18 protein-coding genes, 1 tRNA gene and 2 pseudogenes are annotated in these 18,351 nt (G+C 69.8%); 11 read left to right on the top strand and 10 right to left on the bottom strand.

Annotation, left to right across the window (positions count from 1 at the left end):
* Positions 1-154: 154 nt before the first annotated feature.
* The 4 genes from BOQ63_RS28290 (at position 155) to BOQ63_RS28275 (ending at position 3,600) form a co-directional block, all read left to right on the top strand.
* Complete coding sequence (locus tag BOQ63_RS28290; RefSeq protein ID WP_037829541.1) at positions 155-943, top strand: GntR family transcriptional regulator; 789 nt, start codon at positions 155-157, stop codon at positions 941-943.
* 105 nt (positions 944-1,048) lie between these two features.
* The gene (locus BOQ63_RS28285) at positions 1,049-1,375 is read left to right on the top strand and encodes a hypothetical protein (protein ID WP_143174789.1); all 327 of its coding nucleotides are present in this window, start codon (positions 1,049-1,051) and stop codon (positions 1,373-1,375) included.
* Positions 1,372-3,003, top strand: coding sequence for an alpha/beta hydrolase (locus BOQ63_RS28280; protein ID WP_051746868.1), 1,632 nt, complete (start codon positions 1,372-1,374; stop codon positions 3,001-3,003). The genes BOQ63_RS28285 and BOQ63_RS28280 overlap by 4 nt, the downstream gene beginning before the upstream one ends.
* 51 nt (positions 3,004-3,054) lie before the next feature.
* A complete protein-coding gene (locus BOQ63_RS28275) occupies positions 3,055-3,600 on the top strand; it encodes a hypothetical protein (RefSeq protein ID WP_143174788.1) in 546 nt (181 codons plus the stop codon).
* 131 nt (positions 3,601-3,731) lie between these two features.
* Here the strand turns inward: BOQ63_RS28275 and BOQ63_RS28270 are convergent, their stop codons facing one another.
* The 4 genes from BOQ63_RS28270 to BOQ63_RS28255 form a co-directional block, all read right to left on the bottom strand.
* Entirely contained in the window at positions 3,732-4,643 is a 912-nt protein-coding gene (locus tag BOQ63_RS28270; protein WP_318299405.1) for an IS3 family transposase, read from the bottom strand.
* 5 nt (positions 4,644-4,648) lie between these two features.
* Positions 4,649-4,960, bottom strand: a complete 312-nt coding sequence (locus BOQ63_RS28265; protein ID WP_030284115.1) for a transposase — start codon at positions 4,958-4,960, stop codon at positions 4,649-4,651.
* 143 nt (positions 4,961-5,103) lie between these two features.
* Positions 5,104-5,406: a GroES family chaperonin gene (locus BOQ63_RS28260; RefSeq protein WP_079136310.1), complete on the bottom strand. Its 303-nt coding sequence runs from the start codon at positions 5,404-5,406 to the stop codon at positions 5,104-5,106.
* 224 nt (positions 5,407-5,630) lie between these two features.
* Entirely contained in the window at positions 5,631-5,972 is a 342-nt protein-coding gene (locus BOQ63_RS28255; protein WP_030284111.1) for a DUF3618 domain-containing protein, read from the bottom strand.
* 156 nt (positions 5,973-6,128) lie between these two features.
* Here BOQ63_RS28255 and bcp point away from each other — a divergent pair, with 156 nt between their 5' ends.
* Complete coding sequence (bcp, locus tag BOQ63_RS28250; RefSeq protein WP_030284109.1) at positions 6,129-6,602, top strand: thioredoxin-dependent thiol peroxidase; 474 nt, start codon at positions 6,129-6,131, stop codon at positions 6,600-6,602.
* Positions 6,603-6,713: 111 nt separating this feature from the next.
* Here the strand turns inward: bcp and BOQ63_RS28245 are convergent.
* Positions 6,714-7,896 (bottom strand): annotated as a pseudogene (locus BOQ63_RS28245) (chitinase C-terminal domain-containing protein); the annotation flags it as partial.
* 350 nt (positions 7,897-8,246) lie between these two features.
* Here BOQ63_RS28245 and BOQ63_RS28240 point away from each other — a divergent pair.
* On the top strand, positions 8,247-8,930 hold the full coding sequence (locus BOQ63_RS28240; RefSeq protein WP_051746865.1) for an HNH endonuclease signature motif containing protein: 684 nt from the start codon (positions 8,247-8,249) through the stop codon (positions 8,928-8,930).
* 12 nt (positions 8,931-8,942) lie between these two features.
* A tRNA-Leu gene (locus BOQ63_RS28235) sits at positions 8,943-9,029 on the top strand.
* 74 nt (positions 9,030-9,103) lie between these two features.
* Here BOQ63_RS28235 and rdgB read toward each other — a convergent pair.
* From rdgB to BOQ63_RS28215, 4 genes and pseudogenes are all read right to left on the bottom strand, one after another.
* On the bottom strand, positions 9,104-9,709 hold the full coding sequence (rdgB, locus tag BOQ63_RS28230) for an RdgB/HAM1 family non-canonical purine NTP pyrophosphatase (RefSeq protein ID WP_030284104.1): 606 nt from the start codon (positions 9,707-9,709) through the stop codon (positions 9,104-9,106).
* A gap of 31 nt (positions 9,710-9,740) precedes the next feature.
* A complete protein-coding gene (locus BOQ63_RS28225; protein ID WP_030284101.1) occupies positions 9,741-10,130 on the bottom strand; it encodes a hypothetical protein in 390 nt (129 codons plus the stop codon).
* Positions 10,131-10,274: 144 nt separating this feature from the next.
* The gene (gene rph / locus BOQ63_RS28220) at positions 10,275-11,000 is read right to left on the bottom strand and encodes a ribonuclease PH (protein WP_030284098.1); all 726 of its coding nucleotides are present in this window, start codon (positions 10,998-11,000) and stop codon (positions 10,275-10,277) included.
* Positions 11,001-11,107: 107 nt separating this feature from the next.
* Positions 11,108-11,371: pseudogene (locus tag BOQ63_RS28215) on the bottom strand (PTS sugar transporter subunit IIB); the annotation flags it as partial.
* Between the two features lie 370 nt (positions 11,372-11,741).
* On the opposite strand from BOQ63_RS28215, the gene BOQ63_RS28210 reads away from it, so the two are divergent.
* From BOQ63_RS28210 to BOQ63_RS28195, 4 genes are all read left to right on the top strand, one after another.
* Positions 11,742-13,031 carry a PTS transporter subunit EIIC gene (locus tag BOQ63_RS28210; protein WP_030553293.1) on the top strand — a complete coding sequence of 430 codons (1,290 nt, stop codon included), beginning with the start codon at positions 11,742-11,744 and terminating at the stop codon, positions 13,029-13,031.
* Positions 13,032-13,564: 533 nt separating this feature from the next.
* Complete coding sequence (locus BOQ63_RS28205; RefSeq protein ID WP_030284090.1) at positions 13,565-14,824, top strand: PTS transporter subunit EIIC; 1,260 nt, start codon at positions 13,565-13,567, stop codon at positions 14,822-14,824.
* Positions 14,825-15,198: 374 nt separating this feature from the next.
* Complete coding sequence (locus BOQ63_RS28200; protein WP_063737812.1) at positions 15,199-16,311, top strand: LLM class flavin-dependent oxidoreductase; 1,113 nt, start codon at positions 15,199-15,201, stop codon at positions 16,309-16,311.
* Positions 16,308-17,594 (top strand): LLM class flavin-dependent oxidoreductase, encoded by a 1,287-nt coding sequence (locus tag BOQ63_RS28195; protein ID WP_072655173.1) that lies wholly within the window; start codon positions 16,308-16,310, stop codon positions 17,592-17,594. The genes BOQ63_RS28200 and BOQ63_RS28195 overlap by 4 nt, the downstream gene beginning before the upstream one ends.
* A gap of 5 nt (positions 17,595-17,599) precedes the next feature.
* Here BOQ63_RS28195 and BOQ63_RS28190 read toward each other — a convergent pair whose 3' ends face one another.
* Positions 17,600-18,346, bottom strand: coding sequence for an MBL fold metallo-hydrolase (locus BOQ63_RS28190; protein ID WP_030284082.1), 747 nt, complete (start codon positions 18,344-18,346; stop codon positions 17,600-17,602).
* Between the last annotated feature and the right edge of the window lie 5 nt (positions 18,347-18,351).

Below are 18,351 nucleotides of genomic sequence, written 5' to 3'. Positions count from 1 at the left end.
GCAAGCCATTCATGCTTACGTTTAACGGCTAGTGACTGATGACAGACCTGAATACGCCGCCCGAGCTGGGCAAACGACCACAGATAACGACTCGATAACCACGCGACACGACGCGGGCCACCGCCCCGGCGCCCGCACCAAGGGGTTCGACACCATGGCGATCATCCGGAACGAGGCACTGCACAAGCAGGTAGCGGCGGCGATGCGACAGGCGATCGCCGTCGGCGAATGGCCCCCCGGCACCCAACTGCCCACGGAAACGGAACTCGCCGAGACCTACGGCGTCTCCCGACCAACCGTCAGGCTCGCAGTCGCGGCCCTGCGCAGTGAAGGCCAGTTGGACGTGAAGCAAGGCCGCGGCACCTTCGTCCGCCCCGCCGTCCACGGCCCCACCGGCACCATGGAGCGCACGGTCACCCTCCGGGGCAGCCAGTACGAGACGCCCGCCGATGAGTGGTTCGGCCACGGCGAGGAGCCGACCGTCTACCGCGCCCGTACGGACCTGATCTCCGCACCGCTGCTGGACATGGACGAGGGCGAGGCGGTGTTCACCTGCGATCGCCTGATCACCGACCCGACCGGCGACGGCCGCGCCCTCCACCGCCTGGTACTCCCGATGGAGCGCATCACGGGCACCCCGTTGGCGAAGGAGCCCGGAGTGACACCGGCCGAGGCGTACGCGACGCTGGGCGCCGCTGGGCACGATGTGGCCTGGCGCGAGAGGGTCAGCGCCCGCGTCCCCCAGCCCGACGAGCGGGAAGCGCTGCGCCTGTCCGAGGCCGCCGTTCTGCTGGTCATCCACCGCGTCACCTACGACCGACCTTCAGGCCTATCCCTGATCCTCGAAGAGACCCGGATCGGCGCTGAGACCACCGGCCTGACCTACGACATCGAGGCCATCAAGCCCAAGCGCGCCGCTGGACAGCCGAAGGCAGCCCGCTAGCTGTCCATACGATCTGAGTATCTTGACGGATACGTAGCGCGCAGCCCTCAGTTAACGTTCTGTAGAACACAGGTACGTGTACCGAACGTCTGGGGGGAGCAAACAGTGGGTGACAACGCCACCGGCAAGGTCGTTATCCAACCAACCGATCTGCGGGCCTCCGCAGGTATCGCAAAGAGTCTGGGCGAGGAACTCGGCCCTCCCGTTCAGAACGCCGTGAACACCAGCAGTACCGTCTCCGGCCAGATGACCGGCTGGTCGATCGCAGGCGGGCTCAGTCAGTTGGGCACCGACTGGTCTCAGCCGCTCGCTGACCTGCAACAGCGCCTCGCGAGCACCGCAACTAACCTGAACGCCAACGCAGCCGCCCACGAGCACAATGACCGCGCCGTCGCCGGAGCATGGGCCGCACCGCTGCAGGCGCCCAAGTGACCGGCATCTACGAGCTTCTCGTGAAGTTCGACCCGCACGGGCTGCACGACGCCGCAAAGAGCTGGACGGCCCTGGGGCACACAGCGGAGAGCATCGGCCAGCGGCACCGCAGCCAGGTCAACGGTCCGCTGTGCGGCAACTGGGAGGGAGACGATGCCAAGGCCGCGCTTCCGTACATGGCGAAGACGGAACAACAACTGAACATCGTCAAGATGGAATCGGACACCGCGGCCCTGGTCTTGAACACCGTCGCCGACCGGATGTACCAGGCGCAAACCAACCTCACCAATGCCGTGAAACGCGCCGTGGACGCCGGCCTGACGGTGTCGTCCGATGGCGTCGTCAGCCTCCCGCCCGCAGACAAGGGAGAGGCGAACGATCCCGAGGCGCAGAAGGCACGTCAACAGCTCGGTTCGGAGATGAAGGGCTTCCAGGACCGGATCGACACCGCGCTGAAAGACGCCCAGACGGCGAGCGATCAGGGCAACACGGCCTTGGGCCGGCTCAGTTCGAATGCTCTCGACCCGGCCAAGGTGGACGGAGCGCTCGCCGGGGCCAAGAACGCGGCTGCCGCCGCGATGAAGGACCTGGGCCTGGTCGACCCCTACATCCCGGATGGCAAGGACCCGGAGAAGTCCGCCGCGTGGTGGAAGGGCCTCACCCCTGAGCAGCAGGAGGCCTACCTGGCCCTGCACCCCGGCGAGATCGGCAAGCTCGACGGGCTTCCCGCGACCGTCCGCGACGAGGCCAACCGTCTCGTACTCGACGAGAAGTTGGATGCCTACCGAACGGGGAAGCCCAGCGACTTCGGTATCGACGAAGGCGAGTACAAGGCGCGGATCGCGGCGATGGAGGAAATCCGGAGGAAGTTGACGGCGTCCGACGGGAACCCCGAGAAGCACCAGATGTTCCTGCTCGGCATCGACCCGGACGTACACAACGGCCGGGCCATCATCTCGACAGGCAACCCCGACAAGTCCCAGCACACAGCCGTCTTCGTACCAGGCACCGGAACCGTCCTCTCCGGAGTGCCGGGGCAGATGGACCACATCCGGCGCCTCCAGAAGTCCGCTGAGAACAAGGCTGGCGACGAAAGTGTCGCCGTCGTCTCGTGGCTGGGCTACGAGACACCGGAGTGGGGGGAAATCACCAGTGTGGCCACCACCGATCGCGGAGACGCCGGGGCACCGGATCTACGCAACTTCACCAAGGGCCTGCGGGTGGCCGAGGGCGGCAACGGCGTCTGTTCACACCTGACCGTCATGGGTCACAGTTACGGCAGCTATGTCGTGGGTGCAGCCGCACGGGACGGCGGGGTGAACGCCGACGACATCCTTGTGCTCGGCAGCCCCGGCATGGGGGTGGACAAGGCATCCGAGCTCAACATCGACCCGAAACACGTCTGGGTCGGTACCGCCAGGGACGACTTCATCCGGGAGGTCGCCGGCGACCTGTCTGGCCCTGCCCCCCAGAACATGTACTTCGGCGCGCAGAACATCCAGATCGACACCAGTGGACACGGCGGCTACTGGGACATCGGCCCCGGGGGCGCAAGTGAAAGCCTCCAAAACCAGGGACGCATCATTGCCGGCCGACCGCCGACAGTCCTCCCCCAGATTCCGCACTGAACCTGTCCCCCATCCACTGAGCCGTCGATCCGCACCATCCTCAGGAGCGTCATGACCGCGATCACTACCCGGCTTTCCAGGCGTATCGCCTGCACCGCGCTCCTGGTCACGGTGCTCGGCGCGTGCTCATCCACTGCTCCGACTGATAGGAGTGACACACCACCCGTGAAATCCAAGGCCGACGCCCAGGCCTGGGCACAACAGATCACCGAGCACATGGCCCGGACCGCCGGGATCGAGATCGATCCCGCGACCGTCGACGCGCTCTTCACTCCGTGTACTGGCAAGAACGGTGAAACCGCCACTGATGACCGGTACATCCTGATGTACAGCGTGAAGAGTTCGGTGCCGCGCGCCCAGCATCCTGAAGTGGTCAAAAAGGTCCGTGACATGTTGGTCGGCGAGGGCCTGACCGTGAACGGCTACCGCGAGTCCGTGGACGGCAAGCCGGATGCACTCGTCGACGCCTTCCACCCCAACAGCCGATACACCGCCACGGCGGAGACCTCGGGCCGCGGAGATCGCATGTACCTCGGCATCATCACTCCCTGCCTGTTGCCCCCGCCCGCGTCGGTCTCGCCGACGAGCACGTCCTAGCCACCTGTAAGGGACAGCCCCCGCGCCCGAGGAGTCAGGGCGTGGGGGCTGTCGCAACTCTCCTTTACTTACTCAAGCACGTCCTAGCCACCTGTAAGGGTGAGCTTCCCCCGTTGGGCGGGAGGTGCTGATTACCTGGTCAGGGCTGGTGTAGACAGTTCGGCGCCCACCGCTTCGGCCGTCGCCTGGTCGGCGTAGTACTTCGCCTCGTATTCGTCGGGGCTGAGCCAGTCCAGGCGCTTTTGAATGCGTCGGGTGTTGTACCAGCCGTCGATATAGGCGAACAGTGTGAGGTCGGCGTCTGTGCGGGTGGCGAAGGTCGTGCGCCGGACGCATTCGGTCTTCAGCACGCTCCAGAAGTTCTCCGCGAGGGCGTTGTCGTAGGAGTCGCCGATCGTGCCCATACTCGCCTCAATTCCTGCCTTGAGCAGGCGTGTTGTGAGCTTGATGGATGTGTACTGGCAGCCGTGGTCGCTGTGATGGACCAGTTGGCCGGGCTCGACGGGCCGACCGTGCAGGGCGTACTCCAGCGCGGTGAGCACAAGGTCGGCGTCCGCCCGCTCGGAGGTGTGCCAGCCCACGATCCGGCGGGAGAAGGCGTCGCGGATCGTGGCCAGCCACCACGGTCCCTCGCGGGTCGGGATCAGCGAGATGTCGGCGACCCACAGCCGGTTCGGCGCGACGGCGGTGAAGTCGCGCTGGACCAGGTCCGGGGCGAGATCCGCCGCCGGGTCGCGGCGGGTGAAGGAGCGGGGCCGGCGCGGGCTGACACCCTGCAGGCCGGCCTGGCGCATCAGGCGCTCGACCCGCTTGCGGCCCACGCGGGTGCCCTCGCGTCGCAGGACGGCGTGGACGCGCGGGGAGCCGTAGGTTTCGCCGGAGTCCGCGTGGATCCGGCGGATATGCTCGGTGAGCTCGGCGTCGTGGCGCTTGCGCGCGCACGGCTCGACGGCATCGCGGCGCCAGCGGTAGTAGGTGGAGGCGGGGATATGCAGTTCCCGGAGGACGGGCTCGGCCCCGAAGCGGTCCGGGTGCTCGTCGATGAGCTTCAGGACCGTCGCCGGGTCGGGTCGAGCTCCTGGGCGAAAAAAGCCGAGGCGGCCTTGAGGATCTCGCAGGACCGGCGCAGTTCGGCGTTCTCCTTGCGCAGAGCTGCCAGCTCCTCCTTCTCCGCGGTGGTCAGCCGGTCGTCGCGCTCGCCCCGGTCGGCCTCGTCCTGGCGGATCCAGTTCCGCAGGGCCTCATGGTGAACCCCGAGATCGCGGGCCATCTGCCGGATCGCCGGCTTCGGATCGGCGGAGCGGTACATCTCCACCGCACGTCGTCGCAACTCGGGCGGGTACTTCATCTGAGCAGCCATCACAAAGACTCCGTTCTCATGGCCCATCAGGCCATCTCCGGCAGCCTTCCGTACCTCGGGGAAACCTCACCCGAGCCCTCCCCCGAACCGCTGTGTACGCACAGCAGGGGAGGGCTCGACACGTTCCCGGCCAGCCCCCGATCTCAGAGGTAGAGGCCGGTCGAGCCCTCGGTGTCCCCGAAACGGGTCGCGGCGACGGCGTGCAGGTCGCGTTCACGCAGCAGCACGTAGGTCGCGCCCCTGACCTCGACCTCCAGCTTGTCCTCCGGGTCGTACAGGACGCGGTCACCGGGCTCCACCGAGCGCACGCTCTGTCCCACGGCCACAGCTTCCGCCCACGTGCACCTTTTACTTAGCTCCGCAGTCGCCGGGATCAGGATGCCGCCGGTCGAGCGGCGCTCGCCCTCGCTGCCCTCGATGCGCACCAGCACGCGGTCGTGCAGCATCCGGATCGGCAGCTTCTCGCCCAGCCGGTCGTGCCGCGTGGACTCGTGCCCGGGGTCGGAATGCGTCGGGTTGTCGTTCGTACTCACGATCCCGAAGGTACCGCCCCGGAGCGCCGCGCGTGACGCTGGCCCGGCATGCGGAAGGACCGGCCCGCCCACGGCGGTCCGGCCCTCCGGGACCCCTGACCGGTCCTCGCGGCCCTCGTCGGTCCTCGCGGCGTCCGTCAGTCCTTGCGGCGCTTGCGGGAGGAGGCGATGAGCAGCACCAGACCGACGCCGACCAGCGCCGCCGGGACGATCCGCTCCTTGCGCGGCTGCCCCTTCTCGTCCACGAACTGCGCCCTGGCCTTCTCGACCAGGCCGCTCGCGGCCACGTACGCCTTGGCGGTCTTCTCCTCGACGGCGGCCATCGCCTTTGCCTTGACCTGCGCCGAGATGGTGCTCGGGTGGATCCGCACGGCCAGCTCGTCCAGGTTCACCGCGAGCCGCTCGCGGGTGCGCTCGATGTCCGCCTCGATCTGCGCAGCCGTCCGCTCCGGCTTGTCCTGCGTGCTCGCACCGCCCACTCGGGCCACCCCATTCACTTGCCGATGTCGTCCTGTCGTCCTGTGCGACCAACCCAGTCTGTCAGCTGCCGGGCACGGACGCGCGGCCCCACCCACCAACGGGGGTAGGTTTGCCGTGGTACGACCGCCCGTCCCAGCCTCCAGGAGAGTACGACCGTGACTGAGCGCCTCCAGCCCGGCGACACCGCACCCGCCTTCAGCCTGTCCGATGCCGACGGCAACCAGGTCTCCCTCGCCGACCACCTGGGCCGCAAGGTCATCGTCTACTTCTACCCGGCCGCCCTCACCCCCGGCTGCACCAAGCAGGCCTGCGACTTCACCGACAACCTGGAGGTGTTCGCGGGCGCCGGCTACGACGTCATCGGCATCTCCCCCGACCAGCCGGAGAAGCTCGGCAAGTTCCGCGAGAAGGAGGACCTCAAGGTCACCCTGCTCTCCGACCCGGACCACCAGGTGCTGGAGGCGTACGCCGCCTACGGCGAGAAGCAGAACTACGGCCGCACCTACCAGGGCGTGATCCGCTCCACGATCGTCGTCGACGAGCAGGGCAAGGTCGAGCGCGCGCTGTACAACGTCAAGGCCACCGGGCACGTCGCCAAGCTGCTGCGCGACCTCAAGGTCGAGGCCTGATCCCTCCTCCGCACCGAACACCGAACACCGAACGCAGCGGTGGCGGCCCACCCCCCGACCGGGTGTGCCGCCACCGCCGTTCCTCACCTCCGGTGACCGCCGCCGTCAGGCTCAGCAGGCACCGAGGTCGCTCCAGACGCCCCAGGCGCCACCGGCGGCCGGGTCGTCGCCCTTGGTCCACCACTTGTTCTGGTAGTAGTGGCCCTTCCAGGACACCTTGGTCGGCGTCGCGTAGGTGGTGCCCGCGTCCCAGCCGGGGGCGGCCGTGCAGGTGCCCGGGGCCGGGGTCGGGGTCGGGGCGGGCGTCCCCGTGGGAGTACCGGTCGGGGTCGGCGTCGGGGTCCCGGTCGGGGTGCCCGTCGGAGTCGGAGTGGGCGTCTGGGTGGGCGTCGGGATGGGCGTCGGCGTACCGCTGTCCAGCGCGCCCCGGGTCAGGTCACCCTTGATCCCGTACAGCGTCCCGGCCACGTTGACCGTCCAGTTCGACGGCGTGGACACCGGGAGGTAGTAGACGAAGTCCATGTCGACCGAGGCCCCCGGCGCCAGCGACTGCCAGCCCGGCAGCTTGACCGACACCCGGTTGTAGGTGCCCTTCAGCCCGCCCGCGTTGCCCGGGCCCGGGTTGTCCTGCCGGATCACCTGCAGCCGGAAGCCGGCACGGTCCTTGGCGTTGCCCGGGGCCGAGTTGCTGTAGTCGAACTGGAACTCGGTGCCGCCCGGCAGGGTCAGCGTCGAGTTGTTGACGATGTGCAGCTTCGGGTTGATCGGGTAGTTCGAGTCGCCCAGCGCGAAGTTGGTGAACGACACGTCGATCGGCAGGGTCTGCTGCGGCAGCGGGACCGTCGAGCGGGCCGCGCCGTACGGGCTCGCCGCCTTGAACTTGTCGTACATCAGCGAGGTCAGCGTCGAGCCCGGGACGTACTCGCTCGCCCTTGCCGCCGTTGGCCGTGGCGTCCCACCTGTAGTCGCCCGCGAGTTCCCAGATCATCGCGCCGCCGGCGCCCTGGTCGACGATGTAGTCCGCCTTGGCGCCCACCGACTGCTCGTCCTCGGTGGACAGGAACACCTTCTTGGTGTCGTTCCACAGCCACGGCGCCACCAGCGAGTTGCTGTAGTTGCGGGTGCAGCTGCCCCGCAGCGCCGTGTCGGTCACGCCGTACCCGGCCAGGTAGTCGGGCAGGATGCCCTTCTCCAGGTTCTTGGCGTGCCACATCGGGTTCGACCCGGCCGGGGACTCCTTGCCGGCGTCGTCCTTGTCGTTCCAGATGTTGTCGGTACAGCCCGTCCGGCCGGCACGCCGCGTTGTCGACCGCCGCCGACGCCTGCGAGGGCGCCGCACCCAGCGTCGCCATCACCAGCCCGGCCAACGAGGCCACCGCCAACGAGGCCGCACCGGCCCGGGCGGCGGAGCTCTTTCGGATCAACACTCGGTCCTCCAGGAGAGAGCGTCGGCGCATGCCCGTGGGGGAGCACGCACGTGGGGGTTCCAATTGGCGCCGAAGCTATGTGGTCTGGACCAATAGGTCGATAGGTCTGTACCAATTGGCAAACACTTCCCAAACCCCAGACGGGCCGCAACCCTTCCGCCCGCCGATCGTTGCCACACCGGAGAAGGGGGCTCACGAGCCCACAAGGGGAACAACCTTGCCGGTCAAGTACCCCCGCGAACTGCTCGCCGAAGCCGCAGCGGCCGCAACCACGCTGGACGAGATGCTGATCGCACTCGACCGCGAACCGAACCTCGACAGGCGGAAGTACCTTCGCCGCAAACTCACCGACCACGGAATCGACACCTCGCACTTCCGCCCGATCGGAACCGTCTACACCCGGGAAGTCCTCCAGGAGGCCGTCTCGGCGTCGCACGGCGTGGCCGGGGTCGTGCGATACCTCCGCCAGCGCCAGGCCGGCGGAACCCAGGCCCACATCGGACGGCGGATCAAAGCGTTCGACATCGACACCTCCCACTTCACAGGGCAGGCCCACAATCGGGGCAAGCACTCCCGTGCCCGGATCCCAGCCGCCGACCTCCTCACCCGGCGCACCCAGGGGGCCAAGCGGATCCCGGGCACACGAATCCGCACGGCGCTGACCGAGCTCGGCCGACCGGAGCAGTGCGAGGGCTGCGGTACGGGCCCCACATGGCGCGGACGGCCGATGACCCTGGAGGTCGACCACGTCAACGGCGACTGGTCGGACAACCGGCCCGACAACCTCCGGCTGCTCTGCCCCAACTGCCATGCCGTCACCGACACCTACTGCGGGCGGAACAAGAACGGGCGCAAGGCGCCGAATGAAATCGCGGTGTTCCCACCGGAAGCGAGGCCCTAGACTAGAGGCCAGGCGGCCTTGGCGGAGCTGGCAGTCGCGCCGGACTTAGGATCCGGTGGGGGAAACCCCGTGAGGGTTCGAGTCCCTCAGGCCGCACCAGCATTACACCTAAAAGTCGAAGGCCCGTCCCGAGAATGATCTCGGGGCGGGCCTTCGTCGTTTCGGACTTCCCGTCAGCCGATGAGGTCCTTGACCACCGGGGCGAGGGCGCGGAAGGCCTGGCCACGGTGGCTGATGGCGTTCTTCTCGTCGGCCGTCAGTTCGGCGCAGGTGCGGGCCTCGCCGAGGGGCTGGAGGATCGGGTCGTAGCCGAAGCCGCCGTCGCCGGCCGGGGTGGTGCGCAGGGTGCCGAGGAGGCGGCCCTCGACGACGCGTTCGGTGCCGTCCGGCAGTGCGAGGGCGGCGGCGCAGAAGAAGTGGGCGCCGCGGTGGGGTTCGGCGATGTCTGAGAGCTGGGCGAGCAGCAGGTCGAGGTTGGCGCGGTCGTCGCCGTGCTTGCCGGACCAGCGGGCGGAGAAGATGCCGGGTGCGCCGTTCAGGACGTCCACGCAGAGGCCGGAGTCGTCGGCGACGGCGGGCAGGCCGGTGGCGCGGGCGAGGGCGTGGGCCTTGAGCAGGGCGTTCTCGGCGAAGGTGACGCCGGTTTCGGGGACGTCCGGGATCTCGGGGTAGGCGTCGGCGCCGACGAGTTCGACGTCGAGCCCGGCGTCGCCGAGGATGGCGCGCAGTTCGGCGACCTTGTGCTGGTTGCGGGTGGCGAGGATCAGACGGGTGGACATATCGCCCACCCTACCGAGAGGACGGAACCGATCAGCCGGTGCAGACCGAGGTGAGGTTGCCCGCGGCGTCGCCGAGCGGCTTGAGGTCGGGGGCCTGCTTCTTGTCGACGGCCTGCTGGACCTTGTCGGCCTGCTTCTGCAGGTCGCTCACGGCCTTGGCGACGTCGGTGTTCTTGGAGTTCCTGCCGATCTGGTCGAGGTCGCCCCTGAGCTTCTGGAGCGCCTTCCCCCCGGCGGCCGAGTCGTTGCTGGAGTTGTCGTAGGCCTTGGCGAGGTCGGCGATGTCGCCGGTGACCTTGACGGCGGTGTTGCCGCAGTCGATGGCCTTCTGGGCGGCGGAGCAGCTGACCATGCTGAGCGGGAGGATCGCGATCAGTCCGGCCACGGCGAGGGCGGCGGGGCGGGCGATGCTCGACGGCATCCGGTCCTCCTGGTGGGCGGGGGTTCCGTGGGGAGGGACGCGCGCCACCGGGTGCGCGGTTCCCGCAGCGAGGGCGCTGCGGGAACCGTACGGGCTACGGGCCGGGCGTGTACAGCGGGCCGCACACGTGTCCAGGGAGGGGGTTCAGCCCTCCAGGGCCTTGCGCTGGATCTCGTCGAGCTCGGCGCAGCCGAGGGTGCCGAGGTCGAGGAGCTGGTTGAGCAGGTCGCGGTCGAAGGGGGCGCCTTCGGCGGTGCCCTGGACCTCGACGAAGCGGCCGTCGGCGGTGCAGACGATGTTCATGTCGGTCTCGGCGCGCACGTCCTCCTCGTACTGGAGGTCGAGCATGGGGACGCCGTCGATGATGCCGACGCTGACGGCGCTGACGCCGCCGGTGATGGGCTGGCCCTTGGCGCGCAGCAGCTTGCGTTCGCGGGCCCAGGAGACGGCGTCGACGAGGGCGACGTAGGCGCCGGTGATGGCGGCGGTGCGGGTGCCGCCGTCGGCCTGGAGGACGTCGCAGTCGAGCACGATGGTGTTCTCGGCGAGGGCGCGGTGGTCGACGACGGCGCGCAGGGAGCGGCCGATGAGCCGGCTGATCTCGTGGGTGCGGCCGCCGATGCGGCCCTTGACGGCTTCGCGGTCGCCGCGGGTGTTGGTGGCGCGCGGGAGCATGGAGTACTCGGCGGTGACCCAGCCTTCGCCGCTGCCCTTGCGCCAGCGCGGGACGCCTTCGGTGACGCTGGCGGTGCACAGCACCTTGGTGTCGCCGTAGGAGATGAGGACGGAGCCTTCGGCGTGCTTGCTCCAGCCCCGCTCGATGGTGATGGGGCGGAGCTGGTCGGGGGTGCGGCCGTCGATGCGTGACATAGCCACTGAGCGTAGCCGCTCGGATCCGGGTGCCCGGACACGCCTCGGCCCGCCGTCCCCCTGAGCGGGTCGGCGGGCCGTGGGCGGTGGAGCCCGGGTGGCTCAGCTCACATCATGTCCTCGATGTCGGCGGCGATCGGGTCGGCGTCGGTGCCGATGACGACCTGGATCGCGGTGCCCATCTTGACGACGCCGTGGGCGCCGGCGGCCTTGAGGGCGGCCTCGTCGACCAGGGCGGCGTCCTTGACCTCGGTGCGCAGGCGGGTGATGCAGCCCTCGACCTCTTCGATGTTGTCGATGCCGCCCAGACCGGCGACGATCTTCTCAGCCTTGCTGGCCATCTGATTCTCTCCCTCTGTCTCGGCCCGTCGGCGGCTCTGCCGGGTGCCGTCCTGCGCTGTGCTGGGGTCCTCGACCGTCGGGTGGTGAGGTCCGTGCCGGTGGCTGACGCGGGTTCAGCTGCGGTCGCGCTGCCGGGCAGCGCGACCAGCATGACCCGAGCCGGTCCGGTCTGCCACGTTAGTCCACTTTTGGCCCATTCCGCCGCGCAGGCTCCGGACCGCCGCCCGAGGATGACGATCAGCGGGGCTCGCGTTCCGGTGTCCGGCCTGCGTCCCAAAGTGGTCTACACCAATATATGTGTACTCCGACGAACGCAGGAACGACCCCGGGTGTTCCCGAGCCCCGCCCGAGGGTCCCGCACCGGGTCTCCCGACGGCAACCTCGCTCGGAGGGCGGATGATGAGCTCGGCAGGCGCCACGGCTCCGCAGACCACGTGGTGGCACACCTTCTACGGCGGGCTCCAGAAGATGGGCCGCTCGCTGCAGCTGCCGGTCGCGGTGCTGCCCGCGGCGGGCATCCTCAACCGGCTCGGCCAGCCGGACGTCTTCGGCAAGGACGGTCTGGGCTGGACGGACGTCGCCAAGGTGTTCGCGGCGGCCGGCGGCGCCCTGCTCGACTCCGCGCTCGGCCTGCCGATGCTGTTCTGCATCGGGGTGGCGATCGGCATGGCCAGGAAGGCGGACGGCTCGACCGCGCTGGCGGCCGTGGTCGGCTTCCTCGTCTACTACAAGGTCCTGCACGCCTTCCCGGAGAACTGCAAGCCACCGACCGTTCTGGTCAGCGACCAGTGCGTGGACTACAGCTCGGCGAAGGCGGCCGGCGCGACGTACCAGAACCCGGGGGTGCTGGGCGGCATCCTGATCGGCCTGATGTCGGCCTGGCTGTGGGTGCGCTTCCACCGCACCAAACTCGTCGACTGGCTCGGCTTCTTCAACGGCCGCCGTCTCGTGCCGATGATCACCGCCCTGGTCGGCATGCTGACCGCGGTCGTCGCGCTGTGGGTGTGGCCGCCGATCGGCCGCGGCCTGAACGACTTCTCGCAGGACCTCGCCGATCTCGGCGCGGGCGGCGCGGGCATCTTCGGCGTCTTCAACCGCGCGTTGCTGCTGATCGGTATGCACCAGCTGCTGAACACCTTCGTCTGGTTCCAGTTCGGCGAGTTCACGAAGGCCGACGGCACCATCGTGCACGGCGACATCCCGCGTTTCCTGGCGGGGGACCCGACGGCCGGCCAGTTCCAGTCCGGATTCTTCCCGATCATGATGTTCGCGCTGCCCGCCGCGGCACTCGCGATCGCCCACTCGGCCAAGCCGCACCGCCGCAAGGAGATCTACGGCCTGATGCTCTCGGTCGGCCTGACCTCTTTCGTCACCGGCGTCACCGAGCCGATCGAGTACTCCTTCGCCTACGTCGCCCCGGCCCTGTACGGCGTGCACGCGCTGCTGACCGGCGCCTCGATGGCGGTCACCTGGGGGCTCGGGGTGCACGACGGCTTCAGCTTCTCGGCCGGCCTGATCGACTACGTCATCAACTGGGGGCTGGCCACCAAACCGTGGCTGATCATCGTCATCGGACTGGGCTTCGCCGCGGTGTACTACGGGCTCTTCCGCTTCATCATCGTCAAATTCGACCTGAAAACCCCGGGGCGCGAGGACGAGACGGAGGTGGAGGACGTCACCAAGGCCTGAATTCCGGCCGCAGGCACCAATCCGCAATGGCCCCAGGACCCGCCGGTCCGGGAGCCATCGGCATTTCCGGAAAGGACCGAATTCCCTGTCCGCGGCCCGTGGAAAAGGTAATTCGGTCGCGATCCACCCGGCTGGAGGCGGTCCGGACGGGTGCCGACCACGGGTGGTGGGACGTCCCATCGGCACGTCCGCGACCCTCCGGTCACTCTCAGCAGCCGCCGCACGCACCGGCAAGGGCCGGACCGTCCGGCCCCGACCCCGCGCACCCCGCCGCGCCCCGGGCGGCGCACGGGCTCCGCGCTTTTTGTTGCGCAAATAGCCAAAATCACAATCGCGACTGAAATCATGATCGTCGCTCCGCGACTAGGTTTCGATTTCATAGCGCTTCCCGGTGGCGGCGCTATCCGGGGTTCCCCGACTTCTCCACCCGTGCTACAAAACTGGTCTACACCACGTGTGGTGTAGACCAGTTCGCGGTCCGGCCCCGTGTGCCTTCCCCCGACCGACCGCCATGCCGTTAGGAACCCACCCCCATGAGTCAGTCTGCGCAGGCACCGGCGCCCGCCAAGGCTCCGACGCCGATCCAGAAGTTCGGCAACAGCGTCCTTCCCGGCCTCCAGAAGGTCGGCCGCAGCCTCCAGCTGCCGATCGCCGTCCTCCCGGCCGCCGGTCTGCTGGCGCGCCTGGGCCAGCCCGACGTCCATGAGAAGTGGCACTTCCCCGCGAAGCTCGTCGAGGTCTTCGGCGCCGCGGGCACCGCCGTCACCGGCGCGCTGCCGCTGCTGTTCTGCGTTGGCATCGCGATCGGCTACGCCAAGAAGGCCGACGGTTCCACGGCGCTGGCCGCGCTGGTCGGTTACCTGGTGTTCAAGAACGTCCTGACCGCGTTCCCGGCGCACGGCACCGTCACCGAGGCCCTCCCGGCGGGCAAGCCACAGGACCCGGGCGTGCTCGGCGGCATCGTGGTCGGTCTGCTCGCGGCCATCCTGTGGCAGCGGTTCCACCGCACCAAGCTGGTCGACTGGCTCGGCTTCTTCAACGGCCGACGCCTGGTGCCGATCATCATGGCCTTCGTCGGCACCGGCCTGGGCGTCATCTTCGGCCTCGGCTGGCAGCCCATCGGCGACGCGATCTCGCACGTCAACAACGGCCTGGTGGGCGCGGGCGCGGTCGGCGCCGGTCTGTTCGGCCTGATCAACCGCGCGCTGATCCCGATCGGCATGCACCAGTTCGTCAACACGTACGCCTGGTTCCAGACCGGTGACTACACCGACGCCCACGGCACCGTCGTCCACGGCGACATCAACCGCTTCCTGGCGGGCGACCCGACCGCCGGCCAGTTCCAGGCCGGCTTCTACCCGATCATGATGTTCGCACTGCCGGCCGCCGCCCTCGCGATCGCCCACTGCGCCCGCCCCGAGCGCCGCAAGGCCGTCACGGGCATGATGATCTCCATCGCGCTGACCAGCTTCGTCACCGGCGTCACCGAGCCGATCGAGTTCACCTTCCTGTTCATCGCCCCGGCCCTGTACGCCATCCACGCCGTACTGACCGCCGTCTCGATGGCCCTCACCTGGGCGCTCGGTATCCACCACGGCTTCAGCTTCTCGGCCGGCCTGATCGACTACACGATCAACTTCAGCCTGGCCAAGAACCCACTGCTGATCATCCCGATCGGCCTGGCCTTCGCGGCGATCTACTACTTCGTGTTCCGCTTCGCGATCACCAAGTTCAACCTCAAGACCCCCGGTCGCGAGGACGACGCCGAGATCGAGGACATCACCAAGGCCTGACGCCCGTCCCGGCCGCTCCGAAGGCCCCGCCCACCGCCGCTCCCCCGGCGGCCGGGCGGGGCCTTCGGCATGTCCGGTGAGCGGAAACGGCGGTTGACGAACCGACGGACGCCCTGGTCAACTGAAGCGGTGTACCCCTCGTGCCCGCTGGTGACCCGCAGCCACATCGACTTCGGTCGTGTGTGGTCCGCGGCGTGTCGCGGCTGAGCCGACCCCTCGCCACGCCGCCGCCCGGCTGAGTCCCCGCCCGGCGCCGGCCGTCCTCCTCCCCTCTCCGCGCGGCCGCGCTCGTCCGTACCCGCACCCGAACGCGGGTGCCGGTACGGCTCCTGCCGCTGTCCGCGCGCATCCGCACGAGGAAAGCCAGGCCCGTCATGCCCCGCCAGTTGCACCTCTCCGCCGCCATCGACGCCGCCGCGGACGCTGCCACCGACAGCCCCCGCCACCTCGACCCCGGCCACTACGCCGCGCTCGCCCGCCTCGCCGAGCGGGCTGGCCTGGACTTCGTCACCCTGGACGACTCCTTCACCGCCGAACCCAGCCGCCCCGACGCGCTCGCCACCCTCGCCCGGATCGCCCCGCTGACCTCGCGGATCGGCCTGGTGCCCACTGTCACCACCACCCACACCGAGCCCTTCCACACCTCGATCTCGCTCAACACCCTGGACTGGGTCAGCGGCGGCCGGGCCGGCTGGCTGGTCGGCGTCTCCACCACCGAGGCCGAGGCGAAGGCCTTCGGCCGCCGCCCGGTCGCCCCCGAGGACGAGCTGTGGGCCGAGGCGGCCGACGCCGCCGAGGTCGCCGCCCGGCTCTGGGACAGCTGGGAGGACGACGCGGAGATCCGCGACACCGCCACCGGCCGGTTCATCGACCGCGACAAGCTGCACTACATCGACTTCGAGGGCCGGCACTTCTCGGTCCGCGGGCCCTCCATCACCCCGCGGCCGCCCCAGGGCCGCCCGGTGGTCGCGGTGCCGGTGGCCGCCGGCGACCTCGCCCGGGACGCCTCCCCCGGCGGCCGGGCCCGGGTCGCCACCGCCATCCGGTACGCCGACGTCGTGCTGCTCGACGCCCCTGACCGGGCCGCTCGGCTGACCGCCGCCACCGAGCTTCGGCTGCGCTCCGGCGAACACCTGCGCATCCTCGCCCGGCTGGACTCCGCCCTGCCGGACCGGGCCGCCGAACAGCGGCTGCTCGCCGAACTCACCGCCACCGGCACCGGCGTGGACGGCTTCCACCTCGTCCCCGCCGAACCCGAACGCGACCTGGCCGCACTCGCCGAGCGGATCGCCCCCGCCCTGCGCGACGCCGGACTGCTGCGCACCGGGTACCCCGGCCGCACCCTGCGCGACCACCTCGGCCTGCCCCGCCCGGCCAGCCGCTACGCCGGCGCCGGCAACGCCACGGCCACCGCCACCGCCACCGCCACCGCCACCGCCACCGCCCGACCGACCACCGCCACCGCGCTTGCCGAGGTGACCCGATGACGGACCGTCCGCTCAAGCAGGTCCACCTCGCCGCGCACTTCCCCGGCGTCAACAACACCACGGTGTGGAGCGACCCGGCCTCCGGCAGCCACATCGAGTTCGACTCCTTCCGCCACCTCGCACAGACCGCCGAGCGCGGGAAGTTCGACTTCTTCTTCCTCGCCGAGGGCCTGCGGCTGCGCGAGACCAAGGGCCGCATCCACGACCTGGACGTGGTCGGCCGCCCCGAGTCGATCACCGTGCTGAACGCCCTCGCCGCCGTCACCGAACGGATCGGCCTGGCCGCCACGGTGAACGCCACCTTCAACGAGCCGTACGAACTCGCCCGCCGCTTCGCCTCCCTGGACCACCTCTCCGGCGGCCGCGCGGCCTGGAACGTGGTCACCTCCTCGGACGCCTTCACCGGGGAGAACTTCCGCCGCGGCGGCTACCTGGACCGCGCCGACCGCTACACCCGGGCCGCCGAATCCGTGCAGCTGGCAAGGGAGTTCTGGGATGCCGGGGAGGAACCGGTACGGCACCGCGGCCCCCAGTTCGAGGTCGAGGGCCGGCTCTCGCTGCCCCGCCCGCCGCAGGGCCACCCGGTGGTCATCCAGGCCGGCGACTCCGCCGAGGGCCGGGAGTTCGCCGCCGCCACCGCCGACGTCGTCTTCAGCCGGCACTCCGACTTCGCCGCCGGCCGGGCCTTCCACGCCGACGTCAAGGGCCGGTTGGCCGGCTACGGGCGGAAGCCGGACGAGCTGAAGATCATGCCGGCCGCCACCTTCGTCCTCGGCGACACCGACGCCGACGCGGCCGAGCGCGCCGCCGAGGTCCGCCGGGCCCAGGTCAGCCCGCAGACCGCGATCGCCTTCCTGGAACAGGTCTGGGGCGTCGACCTCGCCGACCACGACCCGGACGGGCCGCTGCCGGTCGTCGACCCGGATCCGGACAGCGCGCTGGTCCAGGGCCGGGTCCGCATCCCCGACCCGGTGGGCACCGCCGAACGCTGGCGCGCCCTGGCCGCCGAGAAGGGGCTGAGCAGCCGTGAGCTGGTCATCGAGGTGACCGGCCGGCAGTCCTTCATCGGCTCGCCCGCCACCGTCGCCGAGCGGATCGACCACTTCGTGCAGCAGGACGCGGGCGACGGCTTCATCCTGGTCCCGCACCTCACCCCGGGCGGTTTGGACGAGTTCGTCGACCGGGTCGTACCGCTGCTCCAGGAGCGCGGGGTGTTCCGCGCCGACTACACCGGCCCGACCCTGCGCGACCACCTCGGCCTGCCGCTCCCCGAGCGGCGCTGAGACGGTCAGACCTCGTACACCGCACCGGCCCGGGCCAGCTCGACCGGGCCGGCGTAGGTGGCGGCCGCGTCCCGGCGGTTGCGCTCGGCGTCGGTCCACGGCGGGATGTGGGTGAGCACGAGCCGACGGGCCCCGGCGGCGGTGGCGTGCTCGCCGGCCTCCCGGCCGTTGAGGTGGACGGCCTGGTAGGTGTCCCGGCCGTCGAGGTACGCGGCCTCGCAGAGGAACAGGTCGGTGTCGCGGGCGAGTTCCACCAGTGCGGGGCTCTCACCGGTGTCGCCGGAGTAGACCAGCGAGCGGCCGCCGTGCTCCAGCCGGAAGGCGAAGGCGTCGACGGGGTGGTTGACCTGGGTGGCGGAGACCCGGAACGGGCCGAGTTCGAAGCTGCCCGGGGTGAGCGTGCGAAACTCGAACACCTCCTTCATTCCGGGGTTTTCGGGCATGTCGTAGGCGCGGGCGAGGCGCTCGGCGGTGCCCGCCGGGCCGTACACCGGCAGCAGGTCGGGGCAGCCCTCGGCACGGTAGTTGCGGGCGACCCAGTAGGCGCACAGGTCGACGCAGTGGTCCGCGTGCAGGTGGCTGAGCAGGACGGCGTCGACCTCGTAGAGGCTGGTGTACTTCTGCAGTGCGCCGAGGGCGCCGTTGCCGAGGTCCAGCACCACCCGGTAACCGTCGGCCTCGACCAGGTAGCTGGAGCACGGCGAGTCGGCGGACGGGAAGCTCCCCGAGCACCCCACCACGGTCAGTTTCATTCGAG

Source organism: Streptomyces viridifaciens (assembly GCF_001888885.2).
GTDB lineage: Bacteria > Actinomycetota > Actinomycetes > Streptomycetales > Streptomycetaceae > Kitasatospora > Kitasatospora aureofaciens.
This window is presented reverse-complemented; position numbering and strand designations above follow the sequence as displayed.

Bases quoted from the DNA above. Each gene is read 5' to 3' on its own strand.
- BOQ63_RS28290 (WP_037829541.1), top strand. From the start codon at position 155: ATGGCGATCATCCGGAACGAGGCACTGCACAAGCAGGTAGCGGCGGCG.
- BOQ63_RS28275 (WP_143174788.1), top strand. From the start codon at position 3,055: ATGACCGCGATCACTACCCGGCTTTCCAGGCGTATCGCCTGCACCGCG.
- BOQ63_RS28265 (WP_030284115.1), bottom strand. From the start codon at position 4,960: ATGGCTGCTCAGATGAAGTACCCGCCCGAGTTGCGACGACGTGCGGTG.
- BOQ63_RS28260 (WP_079136310.1), bottom strand. From the start codon at position 5,406: ATGCTGCACGACCGCGTGCTGGTGCGCATCGAGGGCAGCGAGGGCGAG.
- rdgB (WP_030284104.1), bottom strand. From the start codon at position 9,709: ATGTCCACCCGTCTGATCCTCGCCACCCGCAACCAGCACAAGGTCGCC.
- BOQ63_RS28225 (WP_030284101.1), bottom strand. From the start codon at position 10,130: ATGCCGTCGAGCATCGCCCGCCCCGCCGCCCTCGCCGTGGCCGGACTG.
- rph (WP_030284098.1), bottom strand. From the start codon at position 11,000: ATGTCACGCATCGACGGCCGCACCCCCGACCAGCTCCGCCCCATCACC.
- BOQ63_RS28210 (WP_030553293.1), top strand. From the start codon at position 11,742: ATGAGCTCGGCAGGCGCCACGGCTCCGCAGACCACGTGGTGGCACACC.
- BOQ63_RS28205 (WP_030284090.1), top strand. From the start codon at position 13,565: ATGAGTCAGTCTGCGCAGGCACCGGCGCCCGCCAAGGCTCCGACGCCG.
- BOQ63_RS28200 (WP_063737812.1), top strand. From the start codon at position 15,199: ATGCCCCGCCAGTTGCACCTCTCCGCCGCCATCGACGCCGCCGCGGAC.
- BOQ63_RS28195 (WP_072655173.1), top strand. From the start codon at position 16,308: ATGACGGACCGTCCGCTCAAGCAGGTCCACCTCGCCGCGCACTTCCCC.
- BOQ63_RS28190 (WP_030284082.1), bottom strand. From the start codon at position 18,346: ATGAAACTGACCGTGGTGGGGTGCTCGGGGAGCTTCCCGTCCGCCGAC.